This window comes from Paraburkholderia sp. Ac-20340, assembly GCF_017104965.1.
Lineage (GTDB): Bacteria > Pseudomonadota > Gammaproteobacteria > Burkholderiales > Burkholderiaceae > Paraburkholderia.
Genome location: NZ_JAAGPR010000027.1, coordinates 35,776 through 49,092 on the forward strand (window position 1 = coordinate 35,776; position 13,317 = coordinate 49,092).

General features: G+C 62.5%; 9 protein-coding genes. 3 read left to right on the top strand and 6 right to left on the bottom strand.

Translation table 11 applies throughout. The features are described 5' to 3' along the window. Window positions 1–9 precede the first annotated feature (9 nt). Entirely contained in the window at window positions 10–1,116 is a 1,107-nt protein-coding gene (gene sfnG / locus G3N59_RS27090; protein ID WP_205985896.1) for a dimethylsulfone monooxygenase SfnG, read from the bottom strand. Window positions 1,117–1,527: 411 nt separating this feature from the next. Here sfnG and G3N59_RS27095 point away from each other — a divergent pair, with 411 nt between their 5' ends. Continuing rightward, window positions 1,528–4,017: a carbohydrate-binding family V/XII gene (locus G3N59_RS27095; RefSeq protein ID WP_205985897.1), complete on the top strand. Its 2,490-nt coding sequence runs from the start codon at window positions 1,528–1,530 to the stop codon at window positions 4,015–4,017. Between the two features lie 21 nt (window positions 4,018–4,038). On the opposite strand, the gene G3N59_RS27100 is transcribed toward G3N59_RS27095, so the two are convergent. The 4 genes from G3N59_RS27100 to shc form a co-directional block, all read right to left on the bottom strand. Beyond that, window positions 4,039–4,656 (bottom strand): histidine phosphatase family protein, encoded by a 618-nt coding sequence (locus G3N59_RS27100; RefSeq protein ID WP_205985898.1) that lies wholly within the window; start codon window positions 4,654–4,656, stop codon window positions 4,039–4,041. Between the two features lie 276 nt (window positions 4,657–4,932). Continuing rightward, window positions 4,933–5,886, bottom strand: coding sequence for a chemotaxis protein (locus G3N59_RS27105; protein WP_205985899.1), 954 nt, complete (start codon window positions 5,884–5,886; stop codon window positions 4,933–4,935). Between the two features lie 191 nt (window positions 5,887–6,077). Further along, complete coding sequence (locus G3N59_RS27110) at window positions 6,078–7,694, bottom strand: methyl-accepting chemotaxis protein (RefSeq protein WP_205985900.1); 1,617 nt, start codon at window positions 7,692–7,694, stop codon at window positions 6,078–6,080. Window positions 7,695–7,974: 280 nt separating this feature from the next. Next, window positions 7,975–10,020 (bottom strand): squalene--hopene cyclase, encoded by a 2,046-nt coding sequence (shc, locus tag G3N59_RS27115; RefSeq protein ID WP_205985947.1) that lies wholly within the window; start codon window positions 10,018–10,020, stop codon window positions 7,975–7,977. Between the two features lie 52 nt (window positions 10,021–10,072). Here shc and G3N59_RS27120 point away from each other — a divergent pair, with 52 nt between their 5' ends. Continuing rightward, window positions 10,073–10,822 carry a TetR/AcrR family transcriptional regulator gene (locus tag G3N59_RS27120; protein ID WP_205985901.1) on the top strand — a complete coding sequence of 250 codons (750 nt, stop codon included), beginning with the start codon at window positions 10,073–10,075 and terminating at the stop codon, window positions 10,820–10,822. A 2-nt stretch (window positions 10,823–10,824) separates the two neighbouring features. Here G3N59_RS27120 and G3N59_RS27125 read toward each other — a convergent pair whose 3' ends face one another. Beyond that, window positions 10,825–11,877: a LacI family DNA-binding transcriptional regulator gene (locus G3N59_RS27125; RefSeq protein ID WP_205985902.1), complete on the bottom strand. Its 1,053-nt coding sequence runs from the start codon at window positions 11,875–11,877 to the stop codon at window positions 10,825–10,827. A 246-nt stretch (window positions 11,878–12,123) separates the two neighbouring features. Between G3N59_RS27125 and ugpC the strand changes: the two genes are divergently transcribed. Then, complete coding sequence (gene ugpC, locus G3N59_RS27130) at window positions 12,124–13,302, top strand: sn-glycerol-3-phosphate ABC transporter ATP-binding protein UgpC (protein ID WP_205985903.1); 1,179 nt, start codon at window positions 12,124–12,126, stop codon at window positions 13,300–13,302. The last annotated feature ends 15 nt before the right edge of the window (window positions 13,303–13,317 follow it).

The window sequence follows — 13,317 nt, forward strand, 5'->3', positions numbered from 1 at the left end:
GTACGAAGATTACGCAGGCTGCACTTCCCGCTCCCGCTCCAGTTCACGCACGAGCGGCAACACCTTCTTGCCGAAGTATTCGACCTCTTCGATAAAGTGCAGAAAACCCGTGAGCACGAGATCGACGCCCACGTCTTTCAGCGCGACGATACGCTGCGCGATCTGCTCCGGCGTGCCGATCAGATTGGTGCGAAAGCCATCGTTGTACTGCACGAGATCCTCGAACGTCGACTTCGCCCAGTTGCCCTCGCCTTCGGGCGAGGCCTTGCCCGCCTCCTTCACCGCACTGCCGAACGCCTGCACGGCTTCGACATGCGCATTGCGCACGATATCGTCGAGCACCGCGCGCGCCTCTTCTTCGGTATCGCGCGCAATCACGAAAGCATTCACGCCGATGCGAACCCGGTGATTGTTCTGTGCCGCTTTTGCACGAATATCGTCGATCTGCGCCTTGATGTTCTCGACCGTATTGCCGTTCGTGAAATACCAGTCGGACACGCTCGCGGCATTGTCACGCGCAGCGCGCGAACTCCCGCCCTGGAATATTTCCGGGTGCGGCTTCTGCACTGGCTTCGGGCTCAGCGTGTACTGGTTGAAGCGGTAGAAGTCGCCCTTGAAGGTGTAATCGTCCTGGGTCCAGATGCCGCGCAGCGCGCGAATAAACTCATTCGACCGGCGATAACGTTCGTCATGCTCCAGCCACGGTTCGCCTATCGAGGTGAATTCGTCCTTGAACCATCCGCTCACGATATTGACTGCAATACGCCCGTTGGAAATATGGTCGATAGTCGAAATCTGCTTGGCCACCACGGCTGGATTCCACGGCCCCGGCAGAATCGCGGCGATCACCTTGAGCTTTTCCGTGGCGTGCAATAACGCCTGACTAAACGAAACCGATTCGTGCTGATATTGCGCGCCATAACCGGCGGTAAAGCGAATCTGGCTCAACGCGTATTCGAAACCCGCCGCCTCGGCCGTGCGCGCAAGTTTCTGGTTGTATTCGAGGCTCCAGTCGGTGCGCTGCTCGATCTTGCTGACGACGAGCCCGCCGCTCACATTGGGCACCCAGTAGGCGAACTTGATGGCGTCGGCAGATGCGGCGGCGTTCTGGCTCATGATCGTTTCCCGTGAAAAATGACGAAGTATCGATCACGTCATCTTTCGGGATTTAGCCGCCAGGCTGAACGATTTTGTTCTGCTATGGAAAGCTCGATTTCTGCTATGCAGTGTTAAAGCAGTGACGCCATCGTGACCGCACCATAACATCCGCTTTCTCAATAATCATGCCTGCCTTCGTTCATCGCACAGAAATGTCCTGATTTTCCTGATCGAAACACCGGTTTCGTTGCGCGCTCGGTTGACTAACTATCGCAAAATTTGCACGATGCTTTCGTATTCATCACGCAGTCCTTACTGCATGAATCGCCCGCATGCATCGGTTGCATGAACACAAAAGCATTAGCACGTTTCAGGCAACGGCAAGCGGGGAAAGAAGAGAAGTCGGCTCGACTTTCTCACGGAGTCAACATGTCGTATGCGAAGAAAAATTTCATCATGCTGGTGGCGGCCATCGCCTGCCTGAGTCTTGTTCCGTTTGTGCGCTACGTGGGTCACCCGAACCTGTCGCCGCCCAAAACTGAACTCGTTTGGCCTGTGGGTTTCGATACCGAAAGCGAACACGGCGAACTTTATCAACCCGCCATCGAGCAATGGACCGACAAGCGCATTCAGGCGCATGCCGCCGTTGCAATGAATGCCAAAAACGAAGCCCCCACTTACGGCGACGTGCGATTTTCGGCCCGCACGCAAAGCGATAAGAAAAGCGGCAACGTTCATCTGAGCCAGATCGCCATCGAAGGCGTGGACGTGCCCACCGATCCCAACGCCGCCAGCCGCATCCGCTCCGCGCTGCAAAGGCGCATTCCGCCAGCCGGCCTCACGCTGAGTCAGGACGAACTCATCGCTCAACAACGCATTGCGCAATCGGAACATGTGCCCACGCAAAACGCCGTGCCACAAATCCTGTTCGCCAGTTCGCCGACCTTGCTCGTACTCGTGGATGGCGATCCTGCATGGCGCAAGATCGGCAGCAGTGGGATCGAGCGCGCCATCAACGCGCGCGCGATGTTGTTGCGCGATTCCAATGGCGCGTTCTATCTGCACGCAGCCGGTTACTGGTATCGATCCGATACGGCCGGTTCAAGCTGGGCGCAAAGCGCACACACGCCGCAACCGGTGATCGAAGCCGCCAGCGAAACGGCCACCACCACTGCCGCCGATCCCATGTTGCCCAGCGACGGCGTCACGCCCGCACGCGCGCCAGCCATCCTCATGACGACACAATCTGCCGAATTGATTGTGACGAACGGCGCTCCGCAGTTTGTCGCGCTCGAAGGCACGAAGCTGCTGACGCTCGCGAACGCAGATCATGCGGTGTTTCTCGATCCCGTCACACACACTAACTATCTGCTGCTTTCAGGACGCTGGTTCAGCGCGCCGCAATTATCCGGCCCCTGGCAATATGTGCCCGGCAGCGAGTTGCCGCCGGATTTCGCGAAGATCGCGCAGCAGGATTCCCAGGCGGATGTGCTCGCCGCCGTGCCGGGCACGCCGCAAGCCCGAGCATCGGCGATCGCTGCGACGATACCTAAAACCGCGACCGTTTCGCGAAGCAAAGCGACACTGACCGTGCATTACGACGGCAAACCGGCGTTCGCGCCCATCGCGGGCACGTCGCTTCAATACGCGGTCAACAGCGCAACGCCCATCATCAGGACTGCTGGAGGTTCTTATTACGCTGTGAGTAACGGCGTATGGTTCGTCTCGCCGACGCCTACGGGTATGTGGACGGTAGCCATCTCCGTTCCCGCCGCGATCTATACGATTCCGCCTGGCTCACCGCTCTACTATGTGACTTTCGTGCGTATTTATAAGGTCACGCCTGATGTCGTCGTTATGGGCTATACGCCGGGCTATCTCGGTGTCGTGGTCAGCGCCGATGGCACGGTCGTCTACGGCACCGGTTATGTCTATACGCCTTACGTTGGCGCGGTGTACTACGGCTATCCCGTCACCTATGGATACGGCGCGAGCGTCGCCTGGAGCGCGGTTGAAGGCTTCGCATTCGGTTTCGCAGCAGGCGCGATCTGGGGCGCAGCCGCGCCGTATTGGGGCCCTTACTGGCACTACGGCCCCTACTGCTGGAACTACGCCAATATCAGCCACGCGAACTTCTACGGCCGTTGGGGCGAGGCCAGCGTCACGCACGCAGCGGGATGGAATCCGTGGACCGGCACAAGTTGGGCCGCATCACGCGGATATGGCTTTAATCCGCACACCGGCGCACGTTATTACGGCGGCCGCGCGGGCGCGTACAACCCTTATAGCGGCGATTACGCAGCAGGCCGCCGGGGCGCTTTCTACAATCCGTCGACCGGCATGTCAGGCGTCGCGCGCGGCGGCATCACCGGCAATCGCTACAGCGGCGACTACACAGCCGGCAGACAGGTGGCCGGTTATAACGCGCGAACCGGCCGCGCGGGCGTGGCCGAATTCGACATCAGCGGCAACATTCATAACGGCGACTTCAGCACGAACAGCAAGGGCATTGTGGTGAACCGGCGCACGAATAGTGGTGTGGCGTGGGACAACGGCAAGATCGTCGTCGATCACGACGGCCATATCCATACGCACACGCCTGGCGGCAGCACGGCGCCTGCGCTCAGCGAACAACGCAAAACAGCGTCGGCCAGTTTGCAGCGGCTGGGACAATCGGCGCAACGCAGCCCGGCTCATACGGCTGTCGCCTCAAGCGATCAACGCCGTGCAACCGCCTCGGCCAGCCTGACGCAACTCAGCCACAACCAGCTCAGCCACGATCAGCTCAGCCACAATCCGCCGCGCGCAACAAACGCGGATAACGTGCAACGCCTCGCAGGATCGGCCCAGCATCAGCCGGTTAGAACATCCTTCGATTCGCGCCCCGCTCCGCAAGCCTTTCACGGCTGGCGTCGATAACCCGTGCCGCGCGCCGCACGCTTATTCGCACCCTTGCGGCTTCGCGTTCCAGCGCCGGATCGCGCGGTTTTCGCGATCGAAACCCAGCATGCTGATCGACGCCGTATCCAGATAGAGATGCGCGCCCAGCAACGCCGAATTGCCGATCCAGCAGCCCGCCAGCACGCGCAGAAAATGCGCGTGCGAAAACACCGCAATCCGGCCGCTGTCGCCAAGTATCGTCAGCAGCGCATCGACGACACCACGCGCACGCGCTTGAATCTGCGCGAGATTTTCGCCTTGCGGTATCGGCGATTGCCAGACGCTCCAGTCGGGTTCGGTCTCGCGAATCTCGGCCGTTTTGCGGCCTTCGTAAATGCCGTAATCCCATTCGTGCAGGTCAGCCGACACCACCAGTTGCTCGCCCAGCCCCGCCAGCTTGCAGGTTTCGATCGCGCGCGACATCGGGCTCGTGAGCACCGCGTCGAAATGCTGCGCGCCCAGCGGCGTCGCCAGCGCGCGCGCCTGTTCGCGACCATGTTCGGTGAGTCCGATATCGGTGCGGCCCGTGTGCTGCCCGCTGCGGCTCCACTCGGTTTCGCCGTGGCGGATCAGCCAGATTTCGCGGGTCGTGGAAGGGGCTTTCGATGCTACGGACATGGATGCGCTCCGTGATGGGCAAGGTCGTGCGAAAGCACGCCGTAAGGCCCAACGACATTAACAGGGGAACTCATTCTAAGGCAGGCGCGCGCGGGCTGCGGCCGGCATCGACGTTTTCTGCAGACGAAAAAAACCGGCCCTAAGGTCGATGCCTCAAGGCCGGTACGGAGAGGTTCCATGGCCATGTTGCCGGCGCATGGAACAGAGAGAACCGCTTTTTTACTGCGTAGCGTGTAGTTTTACAGGGTTCTTTGTATCGCTCGGCACGCGCCGGGCTCAGGCCGCCAGCGCCTTGCGGATCGCCGCCGACAATTCCGCCGGCGCGAACTTCGTCACATAGCCATTCGCGCCGGCATTGCGCGCATGCGTTTCGTTTGCCGCGCCCGTGAGCGACGAATGAATGATCACGGGAATATGCTTCAGGCGCGCATCGGATTTGATCTTGCGCGTGAGCATGAAGCCGTCCATTTCCGGCATTTCCAGGTCGGTGATGACGAGGGAAATCTTCTGGCGAACCGGCACGTTTTCATGCGCGGCTTCATCGGCGATCTTCAGCAGCATTTGCCACGCCATTTCGCCGTTCGAGGCGATCACGTGCGGCGCGTCGAGTGCGGTCAGCGCCTGGCCCAGCAGCGCGCGCGCAAAGCCCGAATCGTCGGCGGCGAGAATCCGGCCGCCTTCCGTGCGCAGCGCGTCGCCCACGGCTTCCGGCTTGACGTCCTCGTGCTGCTCGGGGAACACATCGCGCATCACCTGCTCGACGTCGAGCACTTGCGCAAGACGCGTTTGACCGTCGCCCGCGTCGATGCGCGCGATACCCGTCACATAGCCCGACGTACCGCTCGATTCCGCGCTCAGCACTTCCTTCCATTCGAGACGGATGATGTCTTCCACTTCATCGACGGCGAACGCCTGCGTGCCGCGCGAGAACTCGGTCACCAGCAGGATCGCGGGCGGCTTGTCCGAAGGCGAGCCGATCAGCGATGCAATGTCGATCACCGGAATGATCTGCCCGCGAATATCCACGGCGCCCACCAGATGCGCGGGGGAACCGGCGATCGGCGTGACTTCGGGCATCGTCACGATCTCGCGGATCTTGAACACATTGATGCCGTACAGGCCACGCCCGGCGCCGGGACGCGCCTCGCCAAGACGAAACAGAAGGAGTTCTAATCGGTTGTTGCTGGTCAGCGTGGTGCGTTCGTCAACGCCTGGTTGAATCGTCTTCATGGGTTTTGTCTGGTGATTTGCGTCGTCTTGCGCGAGTTTTCCTGTGCGCCTGCGCTCGGCCGCGCCTGAAAGCTGCGCGATCCGTCCCCGTTCAAACTGCGCCCGCTTTCATGCTGCCTCAATTGTGATAACGGCCGGGCGCGGCGAAGCTTGAACGGGATGAACCCTGGTTGCCGCTATTCAGTGCGGCATCAGCCCAGACTGGGCTGCAGGCGCTGGCCGGGCTGGCCATGCGGCGCGCCCGCGAAGGCCTGGCGCGCGGCCTGCGCGAAGCTGAAGACACCCACGGCGCGCTTGAGCGTGTCCGCCTGCTGTTCGAGCGACTGCGCCGCCGCGGCCGCCTGTTCGACGAGCGCGGCGTTCTGCTGCGTGACCTCGTCCATCTGCGTGACCGCCTGGCTGACCTGCTCGATGCCCTTGCTCTGCTCCTCCGAAGCCGACGAAATTTCCGCGACGATATCCGACACGCGCTTGATCGCCTCGCGCACCTGGCCCATCGTGTCGCTCACGCGCCCGGCCTGCTGCGCGCCGCCCTCGATCATCGTCACCGACGAATTGATCAGCTCCTTGATCTCGCGCGCCGCCGTGGCCGAGCGCTGCGCGAGGCTGCGCACTTCGCTCGCGACCACCGCGAAGCCGCGGCCCTGCTCTCCCGCACGCGCCGCCTCCACCGCGGCGTTGAGCGCCAGGATATTGGTCTGGAACGCAATGCCTTCGATCACGCCCGTGATCTCCGAAATCTTGTGCGAGCTGCCGCTGATCTGCCGGATCGTGCCGACCATCTCCTGCACGGCCGAATCGCCGCCGCTGGCCAGCTCGTTGGCATTGCCGGCGAGGCCGTTGGCGGCGCGGGCGTTATCGGCGTTCTGCTTCACGGTCTCGGTGATTTCGGTCATGCTCGCGGCCGTTTCTTCGAGCGAAGCGGCCTGCTCTTCGGTGCGCGCCGACAGGTCGAGGTTGCCGGCCGCGATCTCGCGCGCCGCCAGCGCCACCGATTCGGTCGAATCCTGAATGCCGCGCACGATGCCCGCAAGCTGGCCGTCCATGCGCTTGAGCGCACGCAGCAACTCGCCGAATTCACCGCCCGCGCTGGCGTCGATCTCGCTTTCGAGGCAGCCGCCCGCGATCGTATTCGCCACCGTGATCGCGCCGTTCAGCGGACGCATGATCACGCGCAGCAGGAATACCGAAGCGGCAAAAGCCACCGCGAGGCCCGCAAGCACGAGCGCGACCGCCACCATCAGCGCCACATGGGCGTGGTGCTCGGAGCCGGCGGCGAAAGCCTGCGCTTCGTCGTCGTTGATGGCGATGTCCTGGTTCAACAGATCCTGCAGGTTTTGCGCGAGCGCGGTGTGATCCTTTTCCAGCTGCAGGCCGCCGTCGTAGTCGCCCGCGTTGTAGCGCTGCATGCTCTGGTTCGAGCCGTCGCGGAACGGCGCCATGGCCGCGTCGATCTTGTCCGCAATCGCCCGCTCGTCCGCGCCGCTCACGCGCGCCGGATAGTAGTCCGTCCATGCCTTGCTCATCTGCGCGAGGTCGCGGTCGACGGCCTGGGCCGCCGTGCGGGTCTGCGCCGCATCACGGTTCATGGCGATGCGCGTCAGTTGCAGACGCGCATCGATCGCCGAGGCGCGCACGTCGCCCAGATCGCGGATCGGCACGACCGTGCCGGAATACTCGTCGAGCACCGTCTGATTCAGCCCCGAAATCGTCGAGGCGCTAAAAGCGCCGATGAGCGCGATGATGACGACGCAAGTGGCCATCGCCGCGATGATCTTGAAGCGTACCGTTTGCAGCAAACCGTTCATATTCCTCGCCCTTATTCCGGCAACGTTGCGCCGGTTGTCGACGCACTCCAGCGCTTTATCGACACTTTGGGCGAAACAATTAGGCCTTTTCTTCGAATTTTTATTGCGGCTTTCGGCAGAAGATTACGTTGCTTTCAGAATTAAAAATTAATTTTATTGAAAGCATTTATTAATCAATTGCACAAGCGCGAAGACATTCATTTAATTAGCATTTCGAACTATATAGCGATAAAAAAACGCCACCCCGGAAGGTGGCGTCTATGTGGGCATCACGCGAAGCTCAGGCGGCCAGCGCTTCTGCCTTCGCGGTGGTTTGCCCCGTGCCCGCCAGGCGGCGATAACGCGACAGCGCCCAGAGCGGGAAGTACGCGGTATAGCCGTGATACTTCAGGTAATAGATGCGCGGGAAACCCGGCGCATTGTGCGAGCGATGCCACCAGAAGCCTTCGCCATCCTGCACGGAAAGCAGATAGGCAATCCCGCGCTGCACGGAATCCGACTCGAAATCGCCGAACGCCATCTGCGCGAGCAGCGCCCATGCGGTGAAATTCGACGTGCTTTCGCCGCCGTTCGTGCCGGCGAGGCTGGCATCGATATAGCTGTCGTTGGTTTCGCCCCAGCCGCCATCCGCGTGCTGGCGCGCGCGCAGCCAGGCCAGCGCGCGGGCGATATACGGCTGCGACGGATCTTCGCCAGCCAGCGCGAGGCCCGCCAGCACGCTCCACGTACCGTAGATATAGTTAGTGCCCCAACGGCCCCACCAGCTACCGTCCGGGCGCTGCGTCGTCTTGATGTAATCGATGCAGCGCGCGAGCGACGCCTTGTCCTCTTCGCGGCCGGTCACGCCAAAGCACAGCAGCACGCGGCCCGAAACGTCTTCGGTCGGCGGATCGAGCAGCGCGCCGTGATCGGCGAACGGAATCGCATTCAGATACAGACGGTCGCAATCCGCGTCGAAGGCGGCGAAACCGCCGTTGCGCGATTGCAGGCCGCGCATCCAGTCGAGCGCGAGCGTCACGCGCGCGGCATACGGGTCCGCGCCCGTGATCTGCTTCTGCAGACGGCCACGGCGATGCAGCATCGCCACCACCACGGCGCTATCGTCGATGTCCGGGTAATAAGGGTTCTCGTACTGGAAAGCCCAGCCGCCCGGCGGCACGTCGGGCTTCACGTTTTCGATCCAGTCGCCCTTGATGTCGTCCACCTGGCGCTCGGCGAGCCAGTCGTAGGCCTGACCGATCCTGCGCTCCAGTTCCGCGCGCGCGAGCAGCGGTTGAGCGGCATCGGCGGCGCTTTCGTTCGCCTCGGCATCGGGCACGATCATCGACTGTTCGAGCGCCATCGTGCTCCACGCGGTATCCCACACGGGCGAGAGGCACGGCTGGCAATACACGCTGCCATCCGGGCGCGTCACCAGCAGCTTTTCCAGCGCGTTTTCGCAATCGCGGCGCAGCGGATGATCTTCAGGATACCCAAGCACTTCCATCATCTGGTAGCTATACACGATGGGCGGAAAAATGCCGCCCATGCCGTCTTCGCCGTTCATGCGCTCGGCGCACCAGGCTTCGGCGTGCTTGATCGCGCGCTTGCGCAGTGCGCCCGGAATCAGCGGATCGACATGGCGCAGCAGGCGGTCCATCGCCAGAAACATGCGACGCACGCCCTTGCCGGGCGCGAAATACTGCGTTTCTTCTTCGGGCGGCGTGACGAACAGCTCGGTGATCGACACGTTATGCGGATTCTTCGCGCGCGCCTTGAGCGAGCACAGCACCAGCAGCGGCACCATGGTCGTGCGCGCCCAGTAGGCGACCTTGTACATCGAGATCGGCACCCACTTGGGGAACAGCACGAATTCGATGGGCATGAACGGCGTGGCGCGCCACGGCACCTGGCCGAAGGTCGCCAGCAGAATACGCGTGAATACGTTGGACTTCGCCGCGCCGCCCAGCTTGAGGATCGCTTCGCGCGCACGCACCATATGCGGCGCGGTCACGGGGTCGCCGGCGGCCTTGAGTGCGAAGTACGCCTTCACGCTCGCCGAAACATCGGGCGCGCCGTCCACGTACAGATCCCATGCGCCGTGCGTTTCCAGACGCTGGATCGCGCGCAGATAGCGCGCCATTTTTTGCTGGCGCACGGTATCGATTTTCCCCATGAAATGCATCATGAGGATGTATTCAGCGGTAATCGTCGAATCGGATTCCAGCTCGAAACACCAGCTCCCTTCGGGCTGTTGCCGGCGCGCGAGTGCGTCGCGTCCCCGGACGATAGCGGCGTCGAGCAGCGCCGCGAATGGCAGGTCGGATTTCTTCATGGCGCGAATAATACCATCCGTACGGAATGTTTAGCGCCGACGCCCGCAATGGTAAGATCCCGTTATGAAGAACACTTCCGCCAAAGCCCCAGCCGACGCGGCTGGCCACGCCGAGGCGACGCCGCCGCAGCCTTCGCAAGGCGCCACGCCGGGCAACCCGAGTGCCTCTGAAACGGCCCAAAGGCGGGCTGCGCGGCTGCGAGCCAGCACGCCGGAAACCGGGGCCGCACCCTCCGCTCCCGCATCGGGCACGCGCCGTAAAAAGGCGCCGGTTCAGGTGCGTGCGCAACTATTGCAGGCGGCTTCCGAGATCGCCACGGATCAGGGCGTCCCCGCCGTCACGCTCGACGCCGTGGCCGAACGCGCGGGCGTAACCAAGGGCGCATTGCAATATCACTTCGCCAACAAGCAAGGACTCCTTGACGCCTTGTTCGAGCAGACGCTCGAACGTTTCGAAGGCCAGATGGAAGCGCGTCTTGCGGCAGAAGAAGACAACGCGCACGGCGCGCGGGCGCGGGCCTATCTGCATTCGAGCATCGACGAAATGAGCCCTGCCGCCAGCACCAATGTGCTGCGCGTACTGGTCGCAGCGATGATGACCGACCCGGACATTCGCGAACGTTACGCCGCGCCCATGCGCAAGTGGACGCGCCCCGACCCGCTGCCGCTCGACCAGGCGGCGCGCCTCATGATCTGCCGCCTCGCCGCCGACGGTTTATGGATTTCCGATCTGCTCGGCTATCAGGATATGTCGCCGGAAATGCGCGAAGAAGTCGTGCGCCAGATCGAGAAAATGACCTTGAATGCGGCCTGAAATCAGTTTTGCACGCGCGCAGTCGATGCGCGCACAACCAGATACGGCTCTGAAGCCACGCAGACTTTTGGTTCGCGCTGGCCGTGATCCGCAGTCCTTGCCGCACTCGCAATCAATTCACGCAGCAGCGCCACGCCAAGCTCCGCGGCTTCGACGGTTGGCACCGCAACGGTAGTCAAGGCGGGACGCGATTCGCTCGCCAGTTGAATATCCGTAATGCCGACGACCGAAAGCCGGTTCGGCACATCGAAACCCAGATCGGCCGCGGCCTGCATGGCGCCCAGCGCGGGCAGATCGTTGGTTGTGAACAGCGCCGTGAGATCGGGGTGACGCGTGAGCAGCTCGCGCGCCGCCGCGTAGCCGCCCTGCGATGTATCGATTGCATGCACCACGGGCGCGGCCTGCGCGTCGAGCCCCGCCGCTTCCATCGCCGAAACAAAACCGTCGTAGCGCGCCGCGTGAATGCCATACGCCTTGCTGCCGACAATCGCGCCAATCCGCCGATGCCCCAACTCGATCAGATGCCGCGCCGCCAGTTCGCCCGCGAGATGAAAATCGACCGCCACGCACGGCAAGCCCGGCGGTTCATGCGGCTTTTCCCACATGCAGAGCACCACCGGCGCGCCGCGTAATTCGGTCAGACGCAGATCGTCGAAATCGAGGTTCGCATTCATCACCAGCACGCCGGCGGAGAGCGTGCCCGCCAGTTGTTCGAGGTAGGCGCGGCCCGTTTGCGGATCGCCGTCCGTATTGCAGATGATGAGGAACTGGCCGCTGCTGCGCAGCGCATTTTCGACCGCGAGCGCGAACTCGGGATAGAACGGATTGGCGATGCTCGCCACCATCAGCGCAATCGTGGGCGCACGTCCTTCCGCGAGCGCGCGGGCCGGCAAATGCGGCCGGTAACCCAGCGCCGCAATCGCTTCGAGCACACGTTCGCGCGTGGCCGAACCCACGCGGCCACGGCCGCGCAGCACGTTCGAAACCGTTGCGGGCGTCACGCCCGCATGCCGCGCGACTTCCGCGAGCGTGGGTGTTGAGGAGGATGTGGGCATGGTGTCTCGACATCTCATTATTTGGGAACACGTTTCAACATTTGCCTGATCGGCACATGCAGCGGCACCATTGGCCTCGCATTCCAGCGTTGCGCCCGACACCACGAGCCAACGCCATTAATCTAACGAAATCGGAGACACGCCTTCTGGTAGCCAGCGATCGCGCCCACGATCGCATTTATTTTGGCTACCTGATTAAGCGCTTAATCTCCGCTTCGTGCCGATTAGAACATGGAGACGGGACGAATGGCGAGCATTTCCTTGCGAGCTGTGCAGAAGGCCTACGGCGATAACGCGCCGGTCATACGCAATGTCGATCTGGAGATCGGCAAGAATGAGTTCTGCGTATTTCTCGGGCCTTCGGGTTGCGGCAAATCTACCCTTTTGCGCATGATCGCGGGCCTCGAAGATGTCAGCGACGGCGATGTGTCGATCGGCGGCAAACTGGTCAACGACGTGCCGGCCGCGCAACGCGGCGTGGCGATGGTGTTTCAGAGCTACGCGCTGTTTCCGCACATGACGGTGTACGAGAACATGGCCTTCGGCCTGAAGCTCGCGAAAACGCCGAAAGCCGATATCGATCGAAAAGTACGCGAAGCGGCGCGCATTCTTCAGCTTGAAGCCTTGCTGGAGCGTCATCCCAAGGCGCTTTCGGGCGGCCAGCGTCAACGCGTGGCGATTGGCCGAGCGATCGTGCGCGAGCCTGGCGTGTTTCTGTTCGACGAACCGCTTTCCAATCTCGACGCCACCTTGCGCGGCCAGACCCGCATTGAAATCGCGCGGCTGCACAAGCAGTTCGCCGATGCGAGCGTGGTCTACGTCACGCACGACCAGATCGAGGCGATGACGCTCGCCGACAAGATCGTGTTACTGCACAGTGGTCAGGATACCGAACGATATGGCAGCATCGCCCAGGTCGGCGCGCCGCTCGAACTCTATCACCGGCCTGCGAGCCGTTTCGTGGCGGGCTTTATCGGCTCGCCGCGCATGAATTTCCTGCCTGCCACGGTGACTTCGGTGGACGCGCAAGGCGTAAGCATCACGCTCGACGGCAGTGGCGAATCGCTTCGCTTGCCCTTGCAAGGGCGCACGCTCGCAGCGGGTTCGCCGGTCACGTTTGGCGTGCGGCCGGAACATCTCGAACTGATCACTTCGGGCGAGAACGCTGCGCGCAGCGGCGATTCGCTCACGCTTGCCCGCAAGGTCACGCTGGTGGAAGCGCTCGGCGAACACAGCTATGTGCACCTCGATCAACCGGGCGGCACCGTGCTGATCGCCAAGGCGCCCGGCGACGCGCACTTCTCGCCCGGCGACACGGCGCAGTTTCGCGCTCACGCGGCCCAGTGCCATCTTTTCGCGCAGGACGGCTTTGCAGTCGCGCCGCTCGATGCGCAATCGCAGGAATTCGCCGCGCAACGCGCGTAACCCATGAACGAGGAA

Coding starts and splice junctions, on each gene's coding strand:
- G3N59_RS27125 (WP_205985902.1), bottom strand. CDS start 11,877: ATGCCCACATCCTCCTCAACACCCACGCTCGCGGAAGTCGCGCGGCAT.
- G3N59_RS27110 (WP_205985900.1), bottom strand. CDS start 7,694: ATGAACGGTTTGCTGCAAACGGTACGCTTCAAGATCATCGCGGCGATG.
- G3N59_RS27120 (WP_205985901.1), top strand. CDS start 10,073: ATGAAGAACACTTCCGCCAAAGCCCCAGCCGACGCGGCTGGCCACGCC.
- sfnG (WP_205985896.1), bottom strand. CDS start 1,116: ATGAGCCAGAACGCCGCCGCATCTGCCGACGCCATCAAGTTCGCCTAC.
- ugpC (WP_205985903.1), top strand. CDS start 12,124: ATGGCGAGCATTTCCTTGCGAGCTGTGCAGAAGGCCTACGGCGATAAC.
- G3N59_RS27100 (WP_205985898.1), bottom strand. CDS start 4,656: ATGTCCGTAGCATCGAAAGCCCCTTCCACGACCCGCGAAATCTGGCTG.
- G3N59_RS27095 (WP_205985897.1), top strand. CDS start 1,528: ATGTCGTATGCGAAGAAAAATTTCATCATGCTGGTGGCGGCCATCGCC.
- G3N59_RS27105 (WP_205985899.1), bottom strand. CDS start 5,886: ATGAAGACGATTCAACCAGGCGTTGACGAACGCACCACGCTGACCAGC.